The sequence below is a fragment of the Pseudoalteromonas sp. GB56 genome (assembly GCF_054923835.1).
Map to the genome: position 1 here is coordinate 2,601,982 of NZ_JBPCHK010000001.1, position 22,076 is coordinate 2,624,057.

21 protein-coding genes are annotated in these 22,076 nt (G+C 45.5%); 13 read left to right on the forward strand and 8 right to left on the reverse strand.

From position 1 onward, the window contains the following. Nucleotides 1–300: 300 nt before the first annotated feature. The 5 genes from ACH19P_RS12175 to ACH19P_RS12195 all read left to right on the forward strand — a co-directional run bounded on the left by ACH19P_RS12175 (nucleotide 301) and on the right by ACH19P_RS12195 (nucleotide 6,179). On the forward strand, nucleotides 301–1,770 hold the full coding sequence (locus tag ACH19P_RS12175; protein ID WP_462158791.1) for a peptide MFS transporter: 1,470 nt from the start codon (nucleotides 301–303) through the stop codon (nucleotides 1,768–1,770). A 273-nt stretch (nucleotides 1,771–2,043) separates the two neighbouring features. Continuing rightward, nucleotides 2,044–3,090 carry a 4-hydroxyphenylpyruvate dioxygenase gene (gene hppD / locus ACH19P_RS12180; protein ID WP_462158792.1) on the forward strand — a complete coding sequence of 349 codons (1,047 nt, stop codon included), beginning with the start codon at nucleotides 2,044–2,046 and terminating at the stop codon, nucleotides 3,088–3,090. A gap of 129 nt (nucleotides 3,091–3,219) precedes the next feature. Beyond that, nucleotides 3,220–4,530 carry a fumarylacetoacetase gene (gene fahA, locus ACH19P_RS12185; protein WP_462158793.1) on the forward strand — a complete coding sequence of 437 codons (1,311 nt, stop codon included), beginning with the start codon at nucleotides 3,220–3,222 and terminating at the stop codon, nucleotides 4,528–4,530. 145 nt (nucleotides 4,531–4,675) lie between these two features. Then, nucleotides 4,676–5,785: a peptidoglycan DD-metalloendopeptidase family protein gene (locus tag ACH19P_RS12190; protein ID WP_462158794.1), complete on the forward strand. Its 1,110-nt coding sequence runs from the start codon at nucleotides 4,676–4,678 to the stop codon at nucleotides 5,783–5,785. A gap of 4 nt (nucleotides 5,786–5,789) precedes the next feature. Beyond that, entirely contained in the window at nucleotides 5,790–6,179 is a 390-nt protein-coding gene (locus ACH19P_RS12195) for a bactofilin family protein (RefSeq protein WP_462158795.1), read from the forward strand. Here ACH19P_RS12195 and ACH19P_RS12200 read toward each other — a convergent pair. Beyond that, nucleotides 6,176–6,652 (reverse strand): hotdog fold domain-containing protein, encoded by a 477-nt coding sequence (locus ACH19P_RS12200; RefSeq protein ID WP_462158796.1) that lies wholly within the window; start codon nucleotides 6,650–6,652, stop codon nucleotides 6,176–6,178. The genes ACH19P_RS12195 and ACH19P_RS12200 overlap by 4 nt on opposite strands. A gap of 286 nt (nucleotides 6,653–6,938) precedes the next feature. Between ACH19P_RS12200 and ACH19P_RS12205 the strand changes: the two genes are divergently transcribed. Next, nucleotides 6,939–7,457, forward strand: coding sequence for a GNAT family N-acetyltransferase (locus tag ACH19P_RS12205; RefSeq protein ID WP_462158797.1), 519 nt, complete (start codon nucleotides 6,939–6,941; stop codon nucleotides 7,455–7,457). Between the two features lie 60 nt (nucleotides 7,458–7,517). Here the strand turns inward: ACH19P_RS12205 and ACH19P_RS12210 are convergent, their stop codons facing one another. Together ACH19P_RS12210 and ACH19P_RS12215 are read right to left on the reverse strand one after the other, a co-directional pair. After that, entirely contained in the window at nucleotides 7,518–7,925 is a 408-nt protein-coding gene (locus tag ACH19P_RS12210; protein ID WP_462158798.1) for a GFA family protein, read from the reverse strand. 181 nt (nucleotides 7,926–8,106) lie between these two features. After that, complete coding sequence (locus ACH19P_RS12215) at nucleotides 8,107–8,841, reverse strand: excalibur calcium-binding domain-containing protein (RefSeq protein ID WP_462158799.1); 735 nt, start codon at nucleotides 8,839–8,841, stop codon at nucleotides 8,107–8,109. Nucleotides 8,842–9,278: 437 nt separating this feature from the next. Here ACH19P_RS12215 and ACH19P_RS12220 point away from each other — a divergent pair, with 437 nt between their 5' ends. The 4 genes from ACH19P_RS12220 to ACH19P_RS12235 all read left to right on the forward strand — a co-directional run bounded on the left by ACH19P_RS12220 (nucleotide 9,279) and on the right by ACH19P_RS12235 (nucleotide 13,747). Beyond that, nucleotides 9,279–10,427: a multidrug effflux MFS transporter gene (locus ACH19P_RS12220; protein WP_462158800.1), complete on the forward strand. Its 1,149-nt coding sequence runs from the start codon at nucleotides 9,279–9,281 to the stop codon at nucleotides 10,425–10,427. Between the two features lie 235 nt (nucleotides 10,428–10,662). After that, entirely contained in the window at nucleotides 10,663–12,492 is a 1,830-nt protein-coding gene (locus ACH19P_RS12225; RefSeq protein ID WP_462158801.1) for a S8 family serine peptidase, read from the forward strand. 123 nt (nucleotides 12,493–12,615) lie between these two features. After that, nucleotides 12,616–13,251: a LysE family translocator gene (locus ACH19P_RS12230; RefSeq protein ID WP_462158802.1), complete on the forward strand. Its 636-nt coding sequence runs from the start codon at nucleotides 12,616–12,618 to the stop codon at nucleotides 13,249–13,251. 31 nt (nucleotides 13,252–13,282) lie between these two features. Beyond that, a complete protein-coding gene (locus ACH19P_RS12235; protein WP_462158803.1) occupies nucleotides 13,283–13,747 on the forward strand; it encodes a methylglyoxal synthase in 465 nt (154 codons plus the stop codon). Here the strand turns inward: ACH19P_RS12235 and ACH19P_RS12240 are convergent. The 5 genes from ACH19P_RS12240 to ACH19P_RS12260 all read right to left on the reverse strand — a co-directional run bounded on the left by ACH19P_RS12240 (nucleotide 13,737) and on the right by ACH19P_RS12260 (nucleotide 20,058). Then, entirely contained in the window at nucleotides 13,737–14,579 is an 843-nt protein-coding gene (locus tag ACH19P_RS12240) for a DNA ligase (RefSeq protein WP_462158804.1), read from the reverse strand. The genes ACH19P_RS12235 and ACH19P_RS12240 overlap by 11 nt on opposite strands. A gap of 47 nt (nucleotides 14,580–14,626) precedes the next feature. Beyond that, nucleotides 14,627–15,280: an HAD family hydrolase gene (locus tag ACH19P_RS12245; RefSeq protein WP_462158805.1), complete on the reverse strand. Its 654-nt coding sequence runs from the start codon at nucleotides 15,278–15,280 to the stop codon at nucleotides 14,627–14,629. Between the two features lie 47 nt (nucleotides 15,281–15,327). Continuing rightward, complete coding sequence (locus ACH19P_RS12250) at nucleotides 15,328–15,621, reverse strand: hypothetical protein (protein ID WP_347392602.1); 294 nt, start codon at nucleotides 15,619–15,621, stop codon at nucleotides 15,328–15,330. 105 nt (nucleotides 15,622–15,726) lie between these two features. Next, a complete protein-coding gene (locus tag ACH19P_RS12255; protein ID WP_462158806.1) occupies nucleotides 15,727–18,009 on the reverse strand; it encodes a TonB-dependent receptor in 2,283 nt (760 codons plus the stop codon). Between the two features lie 402 nt (nucleotides 18,010–18,411). Beyond that, on the reverse strand, nucleotides 18,412–20,058 hold the full coding sequence (locus ACH19P_RS12260; RefSeq protein WP_462158807.1) for a mechanosensitive ion channel family protein: 1,647 nt from the start codon (nucleotides 20,056–20,058) through the stop codon (nucleotides 18,412–18,414). A 135-nt stretch (nucleotides 20,059–20,193) separates the two neighbouring features. Between ACH19P_RS12260 and ACH19P_RS12265 the strand changes: the two genes are divergently transcribed. Genes ACH19P_RS12265 through ACH19P_RS12275 form a run of 3 tightly spaced genes read left to right on the forward strand, consistent with a single transcriptional unit; the run spans nucleotide 20,194 to nucleotide 22,052 of the window. Beyond that, nucleotides 20,194–21,471, forward strand: a complete 1,278-nt coding sequence (locus ACH19P_RS12265) for a Xaa-Pro dipeptidase (RefSeq protein WP_462158808.1) — start codon at nucleotides 20,194–20,196, stop codon at nucleotides 21,469–21,471. A 25-nt stretch (nucleotides 21,472–21,496) separates the two neighbouring features. Further along, complete coding sequence (locus tag ACH19P_RS12270; RefSeq protein WP_462158809.1) at nucleotides 21,497–21,646, forward strand: hypothetical protein; 150 nt, start codon at nucleotides 21,497–21,499, stop codon at nucleotides 21,644–21,646. Beyond that, nucleotides 21,624–22,052, forward strand: a complete 429-nt coding sequence (locus ACH19P_RS12275) for an HdeD family acid-resistance protein (RefSeq protein ID WP_462158810.1) — start codon at nucleotides 21,624–21,626, stop codon at nucleotides 22,050–22,052. Before ACH19P_RS12270 ends, ACH19P_RS12275 begins: the two co-directional genes overlap by 23 nt. Nucleotides 22,053–22,076 lie beyond the last annotated feature (24 nt).

The following is a 22,076-nucleotide window of genomic DNA, read 5'->3' on the forward strand; positions in this document are numbered from 1 at the left end:
CCTGGTAGGATACAAATGCTCACCGCGGTTCTCACTGGCTGTACCTATGATTCACCTATGGTTAAGCCTAAATGCTTCCCCTTACGTTAGCTGGTATGTATACTGTCGCGCGTTTGTCGCTAGGATAAAGCAGCGCCCGCTGCGCCAATCTAGGTAGTTAGCCGCTCTTTTATCCTGCCGATAACAGGCCACTTTTGACGTAAGTCATCACTTAATAAAAGCTATAAATTCCGGCCATAAAATTAACAGTGATGTAAAACATCACGATAAAACAATTATTTAAGTTAGGAAGTATTTTTAATGAGTTCATTACCTAAAGCGGGTGACTTTCTAGGTCACCCTAAAGGGCTCTTCCTGCTGTTCTTCACTGAAATGTGGGAACGCATGAGCTACTACGGCATGCGCGGTATTTTCGTGCTTTATCTTTCTACCGTAGCAACCGCTGCCGCAATGGGCTGGGATATGGCCTACTTCGGTATCGACCCGATGTCAGCAGCCGCTGATGAAGAATATCAAAAAGCGCTAAACTCAAACGCACTAAGCATTCTTGGTTTTTACGCTTTCCTCGTTTATGTGACACCCGTTTTAGGTGGTTGGTTTGCGGACAACGTATCTGGCCAACGTAAAGCTATCATCACAGGTGGTATCATCATGGCATTGGGCCAATTCGCGTTAGGTACACCTCACGCAATGGTTCCTGGCCTTGAACTTGAATTCATGTACCTAGGCCTTGGCTTACTTATCATCGGTAATGGTTTCTTTAAACCTAATATCTCTACCATGGTAGGCGACCTTTACTCTGAAGGTGATAAGCGTCGTGACGGTGCATTCACTATCTTCTATATGGGCATCAACCTAGGTTCAATCCTTGGCTACTTCGTTGTTGGCTCTATCGGTGAAAAGTTCGACTATCAATACGGCTTCTTAACTGCCGGTGTTGGTATGCTTTTAGGTGTAATCCTACAGCTTTCTCTTGCTAACAAATACCTTGGTAACATTGGTAAAGTACCTTCAGCTAAACAAACTGGCGACAACGACCAAGTTGCGTCAAACAAACCACTTACTGCTGAAGAGCGTGACCGTATCAAAGTAATTTTGATCATGAGTTTCTTCACTATCGTATTCTGGGCTGGCTTCGAACAAGCTGCGGGCTCAATGAACTTATTCGCTAAATACAAAACTGACCTTGTATTCTTCGGCTGGGAAATGCCTGCAAGCTGGTTACAAGCAGTGAACCCAATCTTCATCATTCTTCTTGCGCCAATCTTTGCAAGTTTCTGGATCCGCATGGGTGACCGCGAACCTGATTCTCCGCGTAAGTTTGCCTTGGGTATGTTCTTCCTCGGTCTTGGCTTCGTGTCAATGGTGGGTGCCGCACTGCAAATCGGTGATGATGCAAATACCAAAGCACATGTTATCTGGTTAGTCATGGCGTACGTTTTCCACACGATGGGTGAGCTATGTTTATCACCAATCGGCCTATCTATGGTGTCTAAACTTGCTCCGCTGAAGTACACATCTCTACTTATGGGTATGTGGTTCTTCTTCTCTGGTGTAGGTAACTACGCTGCTGCGGAAATTGGTAAGCTAGTTGGCGACGCTGGTCCATTGAGCACATTCGGTGGCGTTGCAATCATGGCCTTCCTTGCTGGTATTTGCTTATGGCTATTAGCAGACAAGCTAGTAGACTGGATGCACGGTGCAGAAGGTACACATGACCAAGAACAGCTACTAGAAGAAGAATTAGAAATCTCTGGTGAGAAACAATAATTCTTAGTAGATGCAGAAAAGGCGCCTTTTGGCGCCTTTTTTAATGCAAAAAAAGGTGAAGTGAATTTAACGAAAACCTTACACTTACCCATTTTTGTCCACAATAATTTACAGTTATCCCCTCTTCTAATTCCCCCTCAAAGCTTCCGCTTTCGAACATTTTCTCCGATTATGCGCTCAAACAATTATGGCTTGGTGCCGATGCGGCGCTTTATTCAAATGTTCGACATTTACCGCGAGCACCGAGCAGATAACAGCAAGTGGAGCACAATTATGAGCGAAGTAAATAATCCATTGGGCCTTATGGGCATCGAGTTTACCGAGTACGCAACGCCAGATGCGGACTACATGGACAAGATCTTTACCGACTTTGGTTTTTCAAAGCTAAAGACGTTTAAAGATAAGGACATCGTTTACTACAACCAAAACGACATTCACTTCCTTTTGAACAATGAGCGTGGTGGCTTCTCTGCTGAATTCGCAAAAAGCCATGGTCCAGCGATCTGCTCTATGGGTTGGCGTGTAGAAAATGCACAAAAAGCATTTGATACAGCGGTAGCTCGAGGTGCAAAACCTGCGACTGATTCAACACACAAAGACATGCCTTACCCTGCCATCTACGGTATTGGTGATAGCCTTATTTATTTCATCGAGCAGTTCGGTGACAAAGGCAGCATCTACGACACAGACTTCGTAGACCTAGAAGAGCAAAATGTTGTGCAAAGCAAAGGCTTCTTGCGCATCGACCACCTTACTAACAATGTTTACAAAGGCACGATGGAAACATGGGCTAACTTCTATAAAGACGTATTCGGCTTTACTGAAGTTCGTTACTTCGACATCAAAGGTCAAAAAACAGCGCTATTGTCTTACGCACTTAAATCTCCGTGCGGCACTTTCTCGATTCCAATCAACGAAGGTAAAGACAATAACAACAACCAAATTGATGAGTACCTAAACGAGTACAATGGTCCAGGTGTACAACACCTTGCGTTTTTGACTGACGACTTAGTTGCATCACTTGACCAACTTGATCAAAGCAACATTGCAACGTTAGACATCGTTGATCATTATTACGACACTATCTTCGACCGTGTTCCTTGGGTCAAAGAAGATAAGGAAAAGATCAAAGCGCACCAAATCCTTGTAGATAGCCAAAGCGAAGATTGTTACTTACTACAAATCTTCACTAAGAACCTATTTGGCCCTATCTTCATCGAGATGATTCAACGTGTTGATGACGGTGGCTTTGGTGAAGGTAACTTCCAGGCATTGTTCGAGTCTATCGAGCGTGACCAAGAGCGCCGTGGCGTAATCTAAACGCACTTTTATCTAGCGTTAAAGGCAGAGCCCACTTAATGTGGGCGCTGCTTTTTTAAGTTCCGAGCCCTTGTTTTTTATATTGTTCGGCTCAATAACACAGAAAAGCTTTAGCAAAAGGAATAACTCATGCAACTCAATGAAACGCACGATATTAATCTGACCAGCTGGGTCAGCTCTGCGAATGATGGCAGCACAGATTTCCCTATCCAAAATTTACCCTTTGCCACTTTCCGTCGCGCAGGTAGCGAGGAAGCATTTCGTGGTGGTGTTGCCATTGGCGATCAGGTACTTGATTTAGCAGCTGTTGCTAAACTCGCGATTTTCAACGGCCTTGCTCAAGAAGCGGTTGAGGCAACTACACAACCTACCCTAAACGCATTTATGGGCATGGGCCAAGCGCACTGGTCTGCACTTCGTCTAGCACTGTCACACGCATTGCGCACGGGTAGCGAGCATGAGCAAGCCCTAAGCACAGCGTTGATTTCACAAACAGAAGTAGAGTATGACCTGCCGTGTCATATTGGTGACTACACCGACTTTTACACGTCAATCTACCACGCAACTGCAGTAGGCAGCTTGTTCCGTCCTGATAACCCTCTTCTACCTAACTACAAATGGGTGCCAATCGGTTATCACGGTCGTGCGTCAAGCATCGGTGTGAGCGGACAAACGTTCCCTCGCCCTAAAGGTCAAACTAAAGCGCCAGACGCAGAGGCACCGTCTTTCGGTCCTTGTAAGCGATTAGATTACGAACTAGAGCTAGGTATTTACCTTGGTAAAGGTAATGAGCTTGGTGACTCCATTGCCCTTGATAATACCGACGAACATGTATTCGGCTTTTGTTTATTCAATGACTGGTCAGCACGTGATTTACAAGCGTGGGAATACCAGCCACTAGGCCCATTCCTAGCGAAGAACTTTGCCTCAACGGTGTCTCCTTGGATTGTTACTAACGAAGCGCTCGCTCCTTTCCGTATGGCTTGGACTCGTGATGAGAATGATCCACAACCGCTTGAGTACCTTGAATCAGCGAAAAACCGTGAACAAGGCGCGCTAGATATCCAAATGGATGTGTCTGTAGAAACACAGAAAATGCGTGCTGAAGGTACCCCTGCGGCAAAGCTTTCACAATCAAGCTTCAAGCACTCTTACTGGACAGTGGCGCAAATGGTTGCCCACCACACAGTGAATGGTTGTAACTTCAATGCCGGTGACATGCTAGGCTCGGGTACGCAATCTGGTCCAGAGCACGAAGAAGCAGGTTCATTACTCGAACTTTCTCGAGGCGGTAAAGAATCGTTGGATTTAGGTAATGGCGAGAGCCGTACTTTCTTAGAAGATGGCGACTGTGTGATCATGCGTGGCTGGTGTGAAAAGCAAGGTTTTGCCCGCATCGGCTTTGGTGAATGTCGCTCTACGGTATTACCAGCTAAGTAATACCAAATAATGATCTAATTAATGCAGTTTATTGCGGTTGTTCCTGCGATAAACTGCATTTTTTTTGAGTTCAGTTACAATTTTTTGCTGGCTTTTTAATCTCACCTTGATATCTTACTTTGGTTTTGGTCAGAAGTTTGTATTTATGAAACGAGTAAAGTCATACTTTATAACTAAGTTATTTCCCCCTAGACAGTTGCTAATTCGTCAATCAGGCGAAGTAAAAGTGGTTGAACTTACCACTCAAAAGCAATGCACTGTTGCGGCTGGTGCTTTGTTATGCGTTGCCTCTCTCGCGACCTTCGGTGCGTATAACTTCTGGCAGCAAAGCCAACTGCAAGTAAGCAGTGGTGATGTTGTTGCTGAAAACCAAGCTTTGCGTCTGCAATTGGTTCAAGCGCAGCAAAAACAAGAACAATTTATTGCGCAGCTCGCAAAACTCGAGCAGCGTCAGCAACTCACTCAAAACGTGCTTGCTTCACTTCCACCCTCTTTATTGCCATCGCAGGGTGTGCCTTTTGAAGCAATTGATACGCAATCAGATACTATTTTAGACGAGCGCTTAGTCGGTCTAGAACAACGCCAACAAGATACCTTCTTTTTACTTGATCAAGCGATTGCAAAGCGTGAGCAAATGCTCGCAGAAGCTATTTCACGAGCCGGTTTACCTGAAACGGTGATGGCTGAACTTGTTGCAAAGAGCGAAGAACAGGTCGCACAAGGTGGGCCACTTGAGCCACTGGATGCGGATGAATTAGATACAGAGACCATGTCTGTTGTTGATAAACTGCTCACCTTAAACCAGCTTGAAAGTATGCTTGCGCAAGTACCCCATATGCTACCTGCCGCAGATTATTATATCTCGAGTAGTTTTGGCATCCGTAAGGACCCAATCAACGGCAGCAGGGCGATGCACAAAGGCGTAGACCTTGCTGCATGGCGTAATACTGAAATTTTCGCACCAGCGGATGGCACCGTTGTACGTGCGGGGCGTAATGGTGGTTATGGTCGCTTTATTGAAATAGAGCACGCCAATGGGTTTACCACGCGCTTTGGCCATTTAAATAAAATAAACGTAAAGCGTGGCGATGTCGTCTCCAAAGGAGAAGTCATTGCGTTAATGGGAAGCACTGGGCGAAGTACCGCGACTCACCTACACTATGAGGTGTTGCACAATAATAAGCATATTAATCCGGTAAAAATCACCAAGGCATTAACCGATGTTTTCAAAGAGCAAAGATACACAGAAGAGTAGCCCAGTGTTGAATAATAATAAAAGCAATCAAGCCCCTTCCCTTATTTCAGCGGACGTTCGCCTGACAGGCTCATTAGTCAGTCAAGGCGAAGTACAATTAGATGGCCGCATTGATGGTGACATCAAAGCAGACGTGTTACTGATTGGCAATCAAGGCCAAGTTGATGGCAGCGTGCAAGCCAATGAAGTAACTATTCATGGACGTGTGAGCGGTTCTATAAGCGCCAACAAAGTGGCCATTGAAAGTTCGGCTCAAGTCCATGGTGACGTGTATCACAATACCTTGAGTATTGCTGCGGGCGCGCAGATGGAAGGACAAATCAAGCAGCTTGCACAACAAGAGAGCCTCTCTGTTGTGCAAACTGATGAAGAAGATCTCGCTCTCGAGTCTTAAGCTTTCTTTCGCGCAGTAATGTACATTGTCACTGCTGCGCGAAACGCCAACTCCCCTTTCTCATTAGTTATTTCCACTGGCACCATTAAGTCTTCTTTATCCCCAAACTCATGCGGCATTGGAATGTGCGCTGTGGCCTGCATATCCGTTTCTACCTTGTTAAGATATTCCACCGTCATCCCTTTTGGGATCCAACGATGTGTTTTCGGTGGCACTGTTGCATCCGTCATCACACCCGCAACAAGTTCTGCTAAATTACACTGCGCAATTGCGTGAATCGTGCCGATATGATTATGAACCGCACGACGGTTTTTAACCTTGGCGACACACTTTCCCGGTTCCAAAGACAGAATCTGAGGCTTGATAGAACCAAAATAAGGCGCCTTTAAACACACTGCTTTAGAAAATAGCCAATGACCAGCAGGCCATTTAGTCAGCTTTTGGTACGTTTTTAATAATCCTGGAGTCGACATTCTCATTCTCTTTCTTTAACTCGTCGTACCAGTAGATATCAGTTCGTTGATAAATGCAACTTCCAGCGAAAACCTGAACCACATAAACATGTGTTAAAAGTTAGCAGCAAGTTCGTTCTCCTGCTTCGCAACCAAGAAACATTATGATAAAGATTAGTGCGCTAGGGTACTTAGCGTTACTATGGCGTACAGCAAGTGGTTGCTTGAGAAGTGACATTCTGAAACGTAGTTAACCGTAATCACCGTGGCACAATTAGCCCAAATTGAATTTACAAGGAGTGTTCAATTGCCTATTCATATTTCAGATACACTTTGTTTGGCCCCACTGACTAAGGCTGACGCCGAGATTATTCATGAATTGGTTAATAGAAATCGCGTTCAACTGCGAGAATTTCTTTATTGGGTTGATGAGGTTATCTGTGTTCAATCAGCGCGCGCTTATATAACGCAAAGAGTGGACAGTGGATTACCCAATGCACATTGGTTCAAAGTGCACTTCAACAACAAGGTATGCGGAGTTTTCGCTATTAAATCGGTGTGCGAGGAAACCTACACCGCCGAGTTAGGGTATTGGTTATGTAGCTCGGTGCATGGCAATGGGCTGATCAATAAAATCATAGAGCACCTAGTCTTGTTAGTGCCTAGCTTGCAGGTAGAAGTGATTGAATTTCGTTGCCTTGAACTGAATCATGCTAGCATCAGCGTCGCTTTAAAGTCGGGGGCGCATTTTGTTCAGAGTATCCCCAACTACATGGTGGCAAATAATGTCACACAAAGCCTCAATATATACCGGTTAGAGTTGTAAGCCCCCGAATCAGCGACGCAGCTCTGCCAACTCAGCCATTAACCCTTTGGCCGTTGCGATTTACTCAGGTAATTCATTAAAACAGGGAATGGCACAAAGATTATTGGCCCATGTTGGGAAACTGCTTACAAAAATTTTCGCCGTAGGTTCTATTGGAACTGGACTATCCAAGCTTCCGGCTGGAATAACCACGCAATTGAATTCTTTCATCCATATCGGCAAAGGCGAGCCGCAATTCAAACAAAAGCTTCTCCTATGCAAAGAATTGGCGTGGGTGTAGGAAGACACACAGTCTTCACCCTGCAACCACCTGAGCGCACTGTCTTGTGCAAACAGATTAGCCCCGTGCAATGAGCCGGTACCTTTTTGACAGCGAGTGCAATGACACAAATAAAAAGACTGGAAATCACCTGTTAGCTCATACATTATGTGACCGCATAAGCAGGAACCTGAATGTCGGTTGCTCACGAAACCTCCTTATTTACTTTTTGCAACATACATCCATCTTAAACAATTGCATCACGTTAATACACTTGCGGTTTCTCCCCGCTCTTTTGGCCTGCTCAACTAAGCCCGCAGAGCATTAGGGGGTATCAATGTTAAACATTATCCATGTTATGAATGAAACGCTAAGCCTGTAGCGCCTTCATCACTCACAGACCACACCATCATTGTTTCTGTCACTCATAAAACTGTATGCCGCATGGTCGCGACTGACCGGCGTAATACCATGCGCTCGCGCCTCTGCACAAGAAATGCGACCATTGCGATTGTCATCGTATTTATCGAGCGCGGTTATCAATATAGGTTCAGATGTGGTGCTGTCCTCAGAGCGCTGACGCGGGTAATACACAAGCTCTGTACTTTCACAGTTTGCCAACACTGTCTCTAGCGTTTGTGCTTCAGCAGCATCCACGCTTAGCCCATATTTTGTCTTAATTTGCACAACCCGATTGGCAAACCAACATTGATTCTTCGCTGGCATCCACTCATTGGCATCAAGTCCGCACTTGCCTTGTGCGCCGCAACGATTAATCTCAGGTGCCGCCAAGGTGAGATTGAGCAAATCAGTCGCAAATTGCTCTCGAGTTTTCGCTGAAGCGGCACACAAGCCACTGTCGTGCCCCTCAGAAGCGGCCACTATGTGTTCAATATCAGTTTGTCTATCGGATTCGAAATAACGTCCTGTGTATGGGCCATATACCAAGCCCCCCATACTGGCTACCACACGGTCTTCAACACTCTGGGGATACGGATACTGAGAAGATTTATCGTAGGGAGAACAACGATTTTCAGGCTCAACCACAAGCCCTCGCCAAGTTTCTTGAGCATTTGCATACAAACTAGCAAGCAAGCCCAAACAACATAAAACTGTAAAACGCAAAGCAACAACCTTTTTATTTTTTAGTACCTTAAAACTATTTAATGATGATTAACAGCTCCTTATGAATAAATGATGAAGAAATGCTTACCCTGAACAAATAAAAGAAAATAAATAATTCATCTTGGCATTTTTTACTGTGTTTTAAAATTAATTAACTTCTTGATAAGTTGAATGAGAAATACGAGCAATGCCTTCTTATTGTGCAATCTGTGACATCAGTTATTAATCACTTAATTTAAAGGATTACGCAGCAACGCTTTCCAATAACGGTATTCGTATCTCAATCTGATGCTCAACAGTGTACCCGTTACAATTTAGCTGTATTTTCCGACTGGCTACCACGGCGTGAAATCAATATAATGCGTCCTTGAATAATCACAGTATTGAACATAGTGACTCCAACTTCTCAACGTTCTAACAATCACAGTAAATCACTAATGGCAGTGCTAATGCTGCTCGTTGTTTTTTGTCCTCTCGCCATTGATATCTATCTCCCCGCTTTTGTGGTGATGGCGCAACAACTCGAAGTCTCTCAACAGAACCTTCAACAGACTGTCGCCATATTTATGCTCACGGTTGGACTTGGGCAACTAATTGCTGGGCCGCTCGCTGATAAGATCGGGCGCAAGCCAGTTGCGCTGCTAGGTATAGCCCTTTACGCCATCGCTGCGGCTGCAGGCGCTATTGCAACCAGCTTTGAATGGCTATTAGTTGCTCGTGCGCTACAAGGATTAGGTGCATGCGCCACCTTCGTTGCAGCCTTTGCAATAGTTCGGGATGTTTTCGGGCCAAGTCGCAGCGGCCAAATACTCACTTATCTCAATGGCGTTGTTTGCTTTATTCCTGCACTCGCCCCGATTTTAGGCGCATGGTTAACTGTGTCGTTCTCGTGGCAAAGTAACTTCGTGTTTATGGTGCTTTGGGCATTCATCGGTGCCTGTGCAACCTACTTTTTCTATAAAGAAACACGCCCTGAAGACAGCCAATATCAAGGTCATTTATTCGATATTAGGCGCTTTGTGCCCATTGTTCGTAACCCTGTTTTTATGTTCAATGCCTCAATATCGATGTTAACTATGGGCTCGATTTTGATGTTTGTAACTACGGCGCCGGGGTGGATCATTGAACACTTAGGCCTTGGCATAGAATCTTTTACTATGTGGTTTACTATTAATGGCGTAATCAGCGTAGTCGCCTGTTTTGTGGCACCGCAATTAATAAAGCGCTCAAGCCGAATCGCGCTGTTTTTAGGCCTAACTTTAATGATGCTATGCGCACTTGCTCTTGTGCTCGGTCGCGACAATCCCTCTGCAGGGGCACTCATGTTTCCAATGTTTGTAGGTGCATTGGGTTACTCACTGATACTTGGCAGTGCTGCCGGTGCAGCCCTTGCACCGTTTGCTAAGCAAGCAGGCACTGCTTCAGCATTAATCGGGGTAATGCAGATGAGTGGCGCTGGCGTATTGGTGCTTATGACGCAGAGTCTGCCTTTGTCGTCGCCTGAATTAATCGCCCTACACATCGCTATGCTCATCCCATTTTGGTTATTGCTACTCACTCCCAAAGGGCAGCTTTTGCATAACTAACATCAAAAAAAGACAAAAAATGCGCGCTTTGCGCATTTTTTATACTTTTAAATATCCTATTTTAGCTTCCCCATACACCACCTCTCAATAAATACCCAATTTGAACACTAAATATTCAGTTTATTTAAATAAAAAACCCAAAATAGGTATTGCGCTTTGTCACAAAAATGGTAAGAATGTTAATGAATGTTAAACATGAGTTAACAAACATCCACTGTTACATCCTGAGGTTTCTATGAAAAAAACAATAATTCGCAGCGCAGTTGCACTCGCTCTTTTAGGTGGCGCAACGCAGTCATTTGCTGCTGATGACCGTTATATCATCCAAGTAGACAACGATAAAAAAGGCGTCGTGAAAGCGCTCGCTAAAAAGCTTGGTGCTGATGTAAACATGGACGGAAATGGTTTCTTTGCCGCTACTTTCTCTGGTAAAGACCTAGCAACAGTAAAAGGATTACTAAACAACCCGCATGTTAAACTTGTTGAAGCAGATCAACGCCGTTATGCGATGAGTGCTTACAACGACGACTTAGGTAATCCAGCTCTTGAGCAGCTGACTCCTTATGCGGTATACCAATCACAGGCTGACCAAGTTGTATTCAATGCTAACGCTGGCATGAAAGTATGTGTTATCGACTCAGGTCTTGACCAATCTAACCCTGATTTCATTTGGGGTAATATCACTGGTGACAATGATTCAGGCACAGGTAACTGGTACGAAAATGGCGGCCCACACGGTACGCACGTTGCGGGTACTATTGGTGCAGCAGACAACAACGTAGGTGTTGTTGGTATGGCTCCTGGCGTAGATATGCACATCATTAAAGTATTCAACGCAGCAGGCTGGGGTTACTCTTCAGACTTAGCTCACGCGGCAAATCTATGTTCACAAGCTGGCGCAAACATCATCAACATGAGTTTGGGTGGCGGCGGCTCTAACAGCACTGAATCAAATGCATTCGCAAACTTCTCAGCTGCGGGTGGCTTAGTTGTAGCGGCAGCCGGTAACGACGGTAACAACGTTCGTTCATACCCTGCTGGTTACCCTTCAGTGATGATGATTGGTGCAAACGATGCAGACAATAACATTGCAGACTTTTCTCAGTTCCCAAGCTGTACATCAGGTCGTGGTAAAAACGTAACTGAAGACGAAACAATCTGTGTAGAAGTGACGGCAGGTGGCGTAGATACATTGTCGACTTACCCAGCAGGCATGGCGGCATTTGCTTCTGCTTCTGTTGACGGTGCGGGCATTGAAGTATCAGCAATGGAAAACACAGGCTCTGCAACAGGTGACCTTTATTTCATGGGCACAGCCGAAACAACTGATAACGGTGCATCTGGCAAAGTATGTTTGATTGACCGTGGTAATATCTCTTTCCACGATAAAGTAGCAAACTGTGAAGCATCTGGCGGTGTAGGTGCAATCGTTGTAAACAACGAAGCTGGAATGCTGTACGGTACACTAGGCGACACTAACACAACCTCTATCCCAGCAGTAGGCACAGCACTTGAAGATCGTGCTGCATTAATGGCCGCAACATCAGCAACAATCGCGATTGATGCGGGTGACTACGGTTACATGAGCGGTACATCTATGGCTACTCCTGCTGTAGCAGGTCTAGCAGCACTAGTGTGGTCAAATCACCCTGAGTGTTCAGGCCAAGACATTCGTGCAGCATTCAAAGCGACAGCAGCAGATGCGGGTGCGACAGGTAAAGATGTGTACTTCGGCTATGGTATCGTAAAAGCAGCTGACGCCGATGCTTACCTAACAGCAAACGGCTGTGGTGGTGACAGTGGTAACGGTGGCAACACAGGTGGCGATGCAGTATCACTCGAAGTCAGTGGCTACAAATCGCGTGGCAACGCGTACGCAGACCTATCATGGTCAGGTGCGGCAACGTCAAACGTTGATATTTACCGCAACGGCGCGAAAATCGCGACTGTCGCAAACAACAATGCGTATTCAGACAGCCTAGGTAAAACTTCTGGCAGCTTCGGTTACGAAGTGTGTGAAGCAAACAGCACTGTGTGTTCAGCAACTGTGACGGTTAGCTTCTAAGCGATACGGTCATTAGGCAAAAGCGGGCTCTTTGCCCGCTTTTTCATTGCTAATGCCCACCTTTATTGTTCAATCACAAGGTGCTACTCTGTGCGCCAAATTTGATAGCCAACCCAAGTCTCCATGCTCAACCCTGAATTACTCCTTTCATTCCTCGGCGCTAGCTTTTTAATCGCCGTGGGGCCGGGCCCTTCGAACGCATTTTTGATGGCGCAAACATTCGCTAATGGACGAAAAGCAGGTCTTCATTGTGCGATTGGCTTCGCATTGGGCGGGGTTGTGCATACTATTTTTGCAGTGGTTGGATTATCGGCACTGCTGAAAACCTCTCCTACCGCCTATGCCATTGTGCAATACCTAGGTGCTATCTATCTTGCTTATTTGGGCGTCATGACCCTATGGCAAACGTGGCAACAAGCCAACGCCCAGGAATGTGATGACAAACCTCATGTTTCGCTCAAAAAGCAAAGCCCCTTGTTTCAAGCCATGATGACTGAAGTACTCAATCCCAAAGTTGCGTTATTTTTCATCGCCTTTATCCCCCAATTCGTTGATCCAACACTGAGCACTTCGACAACAATGCAGCTCGCTATTTTTGGTCTTCTTTATCCTATTTTGGCGTTCCCGATTGACTGCACCTATATCTATTTTGGCGACAAAATTGCTAATTACTTTAAACGACACCCGAGCGCACAATTGTGGATTGACCGTCTCACAGGCGCTATTTTTATTGCGTTGGCCATCAACCTATTGTTATAAGTAATACAAAAGAGATAACAGAAACAGGATTATGGAACACAAAGACCAACCTTTGCCAGCGCATAAAACTATCGCCTTGGTAGCACATGATGGCAAGAAGCAAGCACTGATCGATTGGTGTAACAGACACAAAGCCTGTTTGGCACAGCACACGCTCTATGGCACAGGTACAACGGGTCTTCGCATCGAAAGAGATACCGGCCTTGAGGTTATAAAGCTACTCAGCGGTCCAATGGGAGGCGATCAACAACTTGGGGCAAAAATTGCTGAGCACCAAATACACATGCTGGTTTTTTTCTGGGATCCGCTATCGTCTCAACCCCACGACCCAGATGTTAAAGCCCTGCTTCGCCTTGCTGCCGTATGGAATATTCCGGTGGCCTGTAATGAAGCAACCGCAGACATGTTACTCGCTTCGAGCTATATGGAAGCAGAGCTGCCGAGAAATTTACCGGACTACGACAAGTACCTAGCCGAGCGCAGCATTAATCTTTAGGGTCTTGGGTTTCCGCACCCCGAACGTGCATAAATGAGGCAAATCGGGGTAAGCCCTTGCGGGTATATCCATGGTAGGAATAAGTAATAGTACTGCCAATCGCAGGGGGATTTTCCCGCTGTGCATCACTAAAACCTGTGCCGATTTTAAACCGCCTCCCCTGCTCATTCACTACTATAAGTGCGCCCATTTTCCCTAAATACTTACCTTTGCCTGGTTGATAACCCTCTACCACCGCCTCTGCGTCCATAAACGGCTTTAATTTAATTAGGTTGTTATCACTGCCGCCAGTAAAACTGGCATCAGCGAGATGCAACATCAGCCCTTCGCCACCATGTGCAACAACGTCATCTAACCAAGCGGTCAAATCGGCTTGAGTTTGGAGTTGGCGCTGTTCAACCGCGAACAAATACGGTGAGTCGCAATCAGCGATGATGCCTTTATAGTGCCTGTAACGCTCACGAAATGGTTGTGATGAAGGCGCATCAAATACCATGAAACGTATTTTACGCCACATAGATTCATCAGGTTCGTTATCAAGCACAGTAGAGGTGACTATGTTGAACTGTCCGCGTCCAGCAAACAGCTCTCCGTCTAGTCGCTCTTGCGGCCAATGCAAAGTAAACCACGATGGTGGCTTAATCTCTTTGCCCCCGCGGGTGATAAGACGACCTTGCAACCATGTAGCACGAACGCCATCGAGCTTTTCTGATACGAGATAGAGACTAAGATTCACATCTCCTTCAAGCACTGTGGCCCGCTCAATGTCCGGCACGTTGGCAAGGGTAAAGGTACTCAAAAATAGCAGATAGATAACTGTTGGTAAGCGCATCGACACATCCTTATGTTTAAGCTCTTACCTACAGTTTAGTTCCTGATTTAGGTTTTTGTGAGCTGTGTGTACATTTGCAGCAAATCATCATATTTTTCATCAACATGGGCAAAGTCTTGCGCCAGAGTGTATTTATTCGGAATAGCATAAACACATAACCCAGCATCTTTGGCAGAACGAGAGCCTGTACTGGTATCTTCCAATGCAACGCCATGACGCGCATCCACACCCAAGCGACTGAGTGCCAACAGATAGGGTTCAGGATGCGGCTTGGGGTTGACCACATCATCTTTGCACACCACAGTCTCAAACAAGTCGGTAAAGCCATAGCCCTCAAGAATAGGGGTTACCTCATCCCTTGTGCTGCCAGTGACTAACGCCAGTGTAAATCCAGCTGCTTTTGCTGCATACAGTACATCTTTGGCATGCGGCATCAGTGGTGGTAATTCATCTTTTACCACCTTAGCGAACAAGGCATTTTTTTGCTGCGCCAATGTCTCGGGGTTGGCATTCAAATTGTGCTTCGCGACTACATCATACGCGGATGCCAATGTCGGCTTTCCCGAGTAGAGCTGGCAAAACCGTTCTTCATCAAAAAAGACGCCAAAAGGCGTCAAAACTTCCTGCCAACAACGAAAGTGAATGACTTCCGAGTCGACTAAAGTGCCATCAAAATCAAATAGCAGCGTTTTTTTAATCATCCTCATTCCCCTACAAAAAAAGCGCCACAATGGGCGCCTTTTATTTACTATTGAGCAGCTGTTGGTGGCTCAGCAGTTGCTGGTTCGCCCGTGTCAATCTCGACTAATTCATAGCCTCTCGCTTGACGTTCAACTTTAAGCACTGGCTTATCAAAGGCACTTTTTAGACGCTCTGCATCTGCTTGTAGCTCTTCTAGATTACGACCAAAAGGTGCTGCACCTGTTTCTGACCAGTTGCTTACGCGGCCATTGGCTGTGTATTCAACTTCATGAATTTGATAAAGCGGCTCTTTGCCCTGCTCTTCCGCTAAAATTACGCGGTAATTCCAAAATCCTGACATGCTTGTGCTCTCGCAAAATAACAAAGTGGTACTTTATCAGCTCGACACGCTGATATAAATGAAAAAACCCGCCACATGGGCGGGTTTTTAGTGTCTATATTCGACTTAGAAGAAGTTCACTTTGAACTCTGCGCCGAAGAAACGAGGTTCGTTTACGATTGCAGTATTGTTACTGAAATCTACACCACCGATGAATACACGCTCATCTGTGATGTTACGAGCAAATGCTGCTACTTCAAACTCGTTGCCGCCTTGGTACCATTTATAACCAGTACGTAGACCGCCTTCAAACAACGCTTCACCTTCAAACTCAACTGACTCATATAGGAAGAAGTCAATTTCGCTACGGTATGACCAATCAGTGTAAGCATAGAACTCACCGTCACCTAGCTCTGCTGTGTAACGAAGAGTGAAGTTAGCAATCCACTCTGGTGCGTGTGGAAGGCTGTTACCGTCTAGGCTGTAACCCTTTTCAGTAAGAGGGTCAGTCACTGTACATGCAAAACAACCAGGAGAGAACAAGGTATCGTCTTGTAGTTCTGTGTTGTTGTAGCTGAAGTTAAACATTGCATCGATATTGTCAGTCAATACCCATTCAGTGTCTACTTCTAGGCCGTAACCTACTGTTTTATCAGCATTAAGAAGTCGTGCGAAGTTACCTGAATCACCACCTACAGCGGTAAGTTGTTGGTCATCCATTTGGTAGTAGAAAACAGTTGCGTTAATACGACCGCGGCCGTCAAGAACGTCTGATTTAATACCCGCTTCGATTGAGTTGATAGTTTCTGAATCAGCAACAGTTACTTCATCACCGAATAGGATACGACCTTGAACACTTGGAGCACGGAAACCGTTCGCTGCACGAGCAAATAGGTTAATATCATCGCTGTATTTATAAGCAAGCGCTAGGTCCCAAGAAACGTGGCTATCATCTGGAGATACAGACTTAGTCAAGTTAGCGACTGTGTCGCCTTTGTTCGCATAGCGAGATGCCGTGAAATCACGCTCATCGTTTGAGTAACGAAGACCAGCAGAAAGCTCAAGCTTGTCAGTTAGTTGGTACTCACCTGACGCGAAAACAGCCCACGCTGTTGTGTCTTGATCTTGGCGAACATAACCGATTGGGAATTCAAAACCTAGGCCATCCCAACCGTATGTTTCAATTACTTGCTCTTCGCTGTAATAGAAAGCACCTACTTGGTAGTTGAAGTCGCTTGCAAAGTTACTTGCTAAACGAATTTCTTGAGTGATCTGGTCGTGCTCAGGCAATGCATCTGCAGTTTCAGACGCAAGGAAAATGAAGCCAGGGCCCATCTCGTCTGTAGGACATCCAGGAACAAAATCGTTACCACAACCGAAACCACCGTCTACGTCCGCACGAGAGAAGATCTCAGCGCTTTCCCAGCCAGTGATTGACGTTAATGTGTGGTTCTCAAGGTCAAACTCTAATGTCAGACTTGCACCTTGGCTCTCTACATTTTGAGTAGAGAATTGAATTGTGTCGTGGTAAGTCACTTCAGGATCAAAACCCGGACGAGCGTTGTTTGTTCCTGTTTCAATCGCGTTCGCGTGGAATACGATTGGCTTACCATTTAGGTCACGTGTGTGATAGTTGAATAATGCACTGAATGCGTCTTTCTCATACAAGAACTGAACGCGAGCCGCAGTTTCTTGGTAACCACCAGTTGCATCATCAATGAAATTATTTGGTGCACGGTTATCGATGTAATTATCGCGTTGTTGGCGAAGTACAGAAACACGTGCAGAAAGGTCGTCTGTAAGACCTGTACTTACAGCACCTTCAAAATCGATTGAGTTGAACGAACCGTAAGAAGCAGCTGCATAGCCCTCTAGCTCTTGAGTAGGACGAGCTGAGTCAATTTTTACAAGACCCGCAGGGGTGTTACGACCAAATAGCGTGCCTTGCGGGCCACGTAATACTTCGATGCGAGCAACATCGAATACTGGGAAGCCTTTAAGAATTGGGCTTTCCTGTACAATGTCGTCTACTACGAGTGAAACAGGTTGAGATGCGTTCAAATCAAAATCAGCGTTACCTAGGCCACGTACGTAAAAACGTGGGAAAGTACGACCGAATGAAGATTCTACAGTCAAGCTTGGAATTTTCGCGTTTAAGAAACGGATGTCCATACCAGCTGAGCTGTATGCTTCTAGGTTGTCGCCCTGTACAGCTGAAGCCGCAACAGGAACTTCCTGTGCGTTTTCAACGCGTTTACGAGCTGTGATTTGAATTACTTCTAGAGAGTTGTCTTTTGCAGCTGGACCTTGTTGTTCAGCAGCAGTAGATGTGAATGCAGTACCTGCAGCAGCAGAGAACAGCGTTGCTTTGATTAGGTTAGCAATCGCAGTACGTTTCATCGCTTTCATGTCGAATTTGACCCTTAAATTGTACTCTTTTGTTCAACGGTAGATATGTAGCGCCCTATCACCTGGCACAATGTTCAATTTTTCGCGCTTCCACGCGGACCTTAAATCGGAGAGTACAAACACAAATAAAAGGCTGAACATTACGGTTGCGAAGTATAGCAGTTAAAAAGGCTTTTACTTCATTTTTATTTCATTTTTTTGCAACATTTAACCGCAATTCTCTGCACATTTGAGAATTTTAATGCATTTTATTAGCAAATAAGGACATTTGTCCTTTCGCATAAAAAATAAGCATAGCTTATTTATATTATTTCGCGATACGCCAATAACAAAAAAACATAAAGGGTAACCTATTGACCCTCTATGGTTTTGTTCACCAAAAATAAGAATGCATCTATCCCGTTACACGTGTTCTGGGGGTGCCAATTTTACGCCCAATTGTTGCATTAAACTCAATGCTTTTAAATTTAACTCGTCACTGCGTGCAACATAAGTGGCAAAATCCGTCGTTTCCAAATAGGCCAACACTTCTATTTGCAGGCCACGAGGCACGAACCCGACAAATCGAACACGACATGGTGCACTCGAGATATCGTCTTGATCGTTGAGTAATTGCAAAAATTGGACTTTAAAGGATTCCACTTGCTGACTATCGGTTTGACCATCGAGAACAAACTCAGGACGATACGCTATGCGTTCTCGCTCCGAGATATTTTCAAGCTCCATGTCTACAAAATGGGCATTAGGTACATGGATTACCGAGCGGTTAAGTGTACGAATACGTGTCGCCCTTAAACCTATTTCTTCGACTGTGCCAACATCATTACCAAATCGACATAACTGTCCCACTTTTACGGGTGCAGACGTATACAAGGTAATGGCACCGATAATATTTTCCACCGACTTTTGCGCTGCTAACGCAATGGCAATACCGCCTATACCAAGGCCGGCCACAAGTGTTGTGACGCTAAAACCTAAATTATCGAGCCACATAAACAAAGCCAGGACAACCAGCGTAATTTTTAAAACATTGCCCAGCGGGCGAAGTAAATACACAGCTTGGTCGTTGCCGCGCTGCTGCAAACGCAGCCCGTATCGATATCGAGCAACATCGATTACACGAACAAAGAACCAAGTCCACGCAACAATGAGTAGTGTTGCACCATCAAACACCGCTTTGGTGGCCAGAGTCGAGTTCGCGTCTGAGGCAAAGTTACGAGCCAATGCAACCGCCAATAAGAAACATAGAGGTCCGGTGATTAAACCTTTTGCTTCATCACTGGCGACTGGGTTGATCTTAACCAAAAGCCAACGAAGCAATTGGGTGATCACTAATGCGATGAGTAAATAAAGAAGGAAGTTAATACTGTAATATACCCACTGCCATAACTTCACGCCCAAAAACGAGTTATGTGGCAAGTTCTTATACAACCAAGTTCCAAACTCTGAATAGCCGTATTCTTCTTTTAATAAAGGAATATGCGCCACTGTGGCATTGGAAATCTTCCATATGTATGAACCGCTCTGCTGAGCAGGCACACGTTGCATTAAGATTTGTACTGGCCCTTGGCTCGTTTTAATCTCACCTACAAAGTCTCGGTAGCTGGGCAGGAAATCTTCCTTCTTACCTTTTGGGTGTGCACTGAGGGTTTCAACTTCTACCCACAATGTTCTGTCCAGCACAAGGTAAAATATTTCTGCCAACTGAGGTTTGCCAAACGCTAGGACCTCATCGCTCACATTGCGAAAGTCTAGGTAATTGCTCGCCATTTCATAATCCTCTTTGCGTGCAGCATTGAGGTAAGCTTGCATTGAGCTTCTTGGCGTACCGCGATTGAACTCATCCATTGGCATGGCGTCATCTAAATCTTGGGAGCGAGCAACCACGGTATGTGTAACTCGTTCTTGAGGCGTTGCTTGTGCTTCTCGTTGGGTTTCTTCCTGAGATTGCTCCTGCTGCAGTAACTCCTTCACGGTGACTTTAGGTTGAGCGCAAATGCTTAATGAACAAACTAAGCAAAAAATAACAAAGGTAATGCGGGTGATCATTTTTGACTCATTATTATTGGGAACAATTCCTAGCATAGCCAGCTAGCGCAAAAAGCTCACGCTTTATCGTTTAAAATTGCCACAAAAGCAGTCACTTGCTAGATTGAATCTCTCACTAATAAAACAGAGAATCTTATGTTTAAGCCTGCTTATACGCTGATCAGCTGCGCACTTTTAGCGCTTATGAACCCTGCTCACAGCGCGACCTATGTAAAAGCCGACAAGATGCTGGATGTATCATCCGGAAAAATTGTTAAAGATGTGGTTGTTAGTATCAATGATGGTGTCATCACCAGTATAGATAAGCGTCTGCCAGCTACACTCAATACAGACGATGAGGTCATTGATTTAGGCGATAAGACCTTGCTTCCTGGTTTAATGGATATGCACGTGCATCTCACTTCAGACCCTCGCGTTCCGCGTTCTGAGCGTTTTACCCAATCCGCACCTCGCAAAGCAATTAAAGCAGCTTACTTTGCCAACCAAACGTTACTTGCTGGTTTCACCACTTTGAGAAATGTGGGCGCGACAGGTTACAGCGTTATTGCCTTGCGTGATGGTATTAACGCGGGTGATGTCCCTGGGCCGCGTATTTGGGCTGCGGGACCATCACTTGGCGTAACCGGTGGTCACTGTGATAACAACCGAGTACCACCTGAACTTGATTACCGTGCAGAAGGCGTGGCCGATGGCCCATGGGCTGTGCGTGCAAAAGTGCGTGAGAACATCAAGTACGGTGCCAACGTGATAAAGTTCTGTGCTACGGGCGGGGTGTTTTCAAAAGGCACCAAAGTTGGCGTGCAACAGTATTCGCAAGAAGAAATGAATGCCCTCGTTGACGAAGCACATATGCGTGGATTAACGGTCGCAGCTCATGCTCACGGTACGAGTGGCATTAAAGCAGCTATCGTAGCAGGCGTAGACAGTGTTGAGCATGTTTCTTTCATCGACGATGAAGGCATCAAGCTAGCGAAAAAACACGGCACATGGCTCTCCATGGATATCTACAACACTGAATACACACTTGCGTTTGGTGAACAAAATGGTGTTGCAGAAGAAAACCTCAACAAAGAGCGACAGGTATCTAAGCGTCAACGTGAAAGTTTTAGCCGCGCTGTAGATGCGGGCTTGAATATGGTGTTCGGTACAGACGCGGCGATATACCCACACGGTGATAACGCTAAGCAGTTTTCACGCATGGTTGAATATGGCATGACGCCACTACAAGCAATCCAAAGTGCGACTATTAATGCGGCACAGTTATTAAAAGCACAAGATACCCTTGGTCAAGTTAAGCCAAACTACGCAGCCGATATTATTGCCGTGGATGGTGACCCACTTGATGATGTCAGTGTGTTGGAAAACGTTGACTTTGTCATGAAAGCGGGACAAGTTTATAAGAACGTTAAATAACCTTGATTAAATAAGGAAGCATGGAATGGCGATTAACACTTCGATACCAAGCCAATGGCCGGTATTTATGATGCAGGGCATCATCGCAATCATCTTTGCAGCGGTTGCTTGGTTTTTACCCGAAGCAACCATAGGTGCGTTAATATTCGTGTTTGCGGCCTTCTTTTTTGTTTGATGGTATCTCACGTATTTGGTTAGCGTTCAAACAAAAGTCGACGTCAAAATATTGGTACACCACACTGATTGCCGGAGCCTTGGGTGTCATTGCGGCGATAATCACCGTCACAATGCCGCAGCTTACCGCCTTGGTCATGCTTTACTTGATTGCCTTTTGGGCTATCGCCATTGGCGTTATGGAAGTGATAGCCGCGATTCAGCTTTCGAAACATATTCAAGGGTCGATGCTTATCTTAATCAGCGGTGTTTTATCGGTGATTTTTGGTGTGTATCTCATGGTGAACCCAGGACAAGGTATCATCGCCATGCTTTGGTTGGTCGCACTGTATGCGCTGATCTTTGGATTGATTCTGTGTTGGCTTGGTTTCAAGCTGCGTGGTTTAGCCAAAGCCCATCAGCTTTAAGCGAAAAAAGGGGAAGCTAATCGG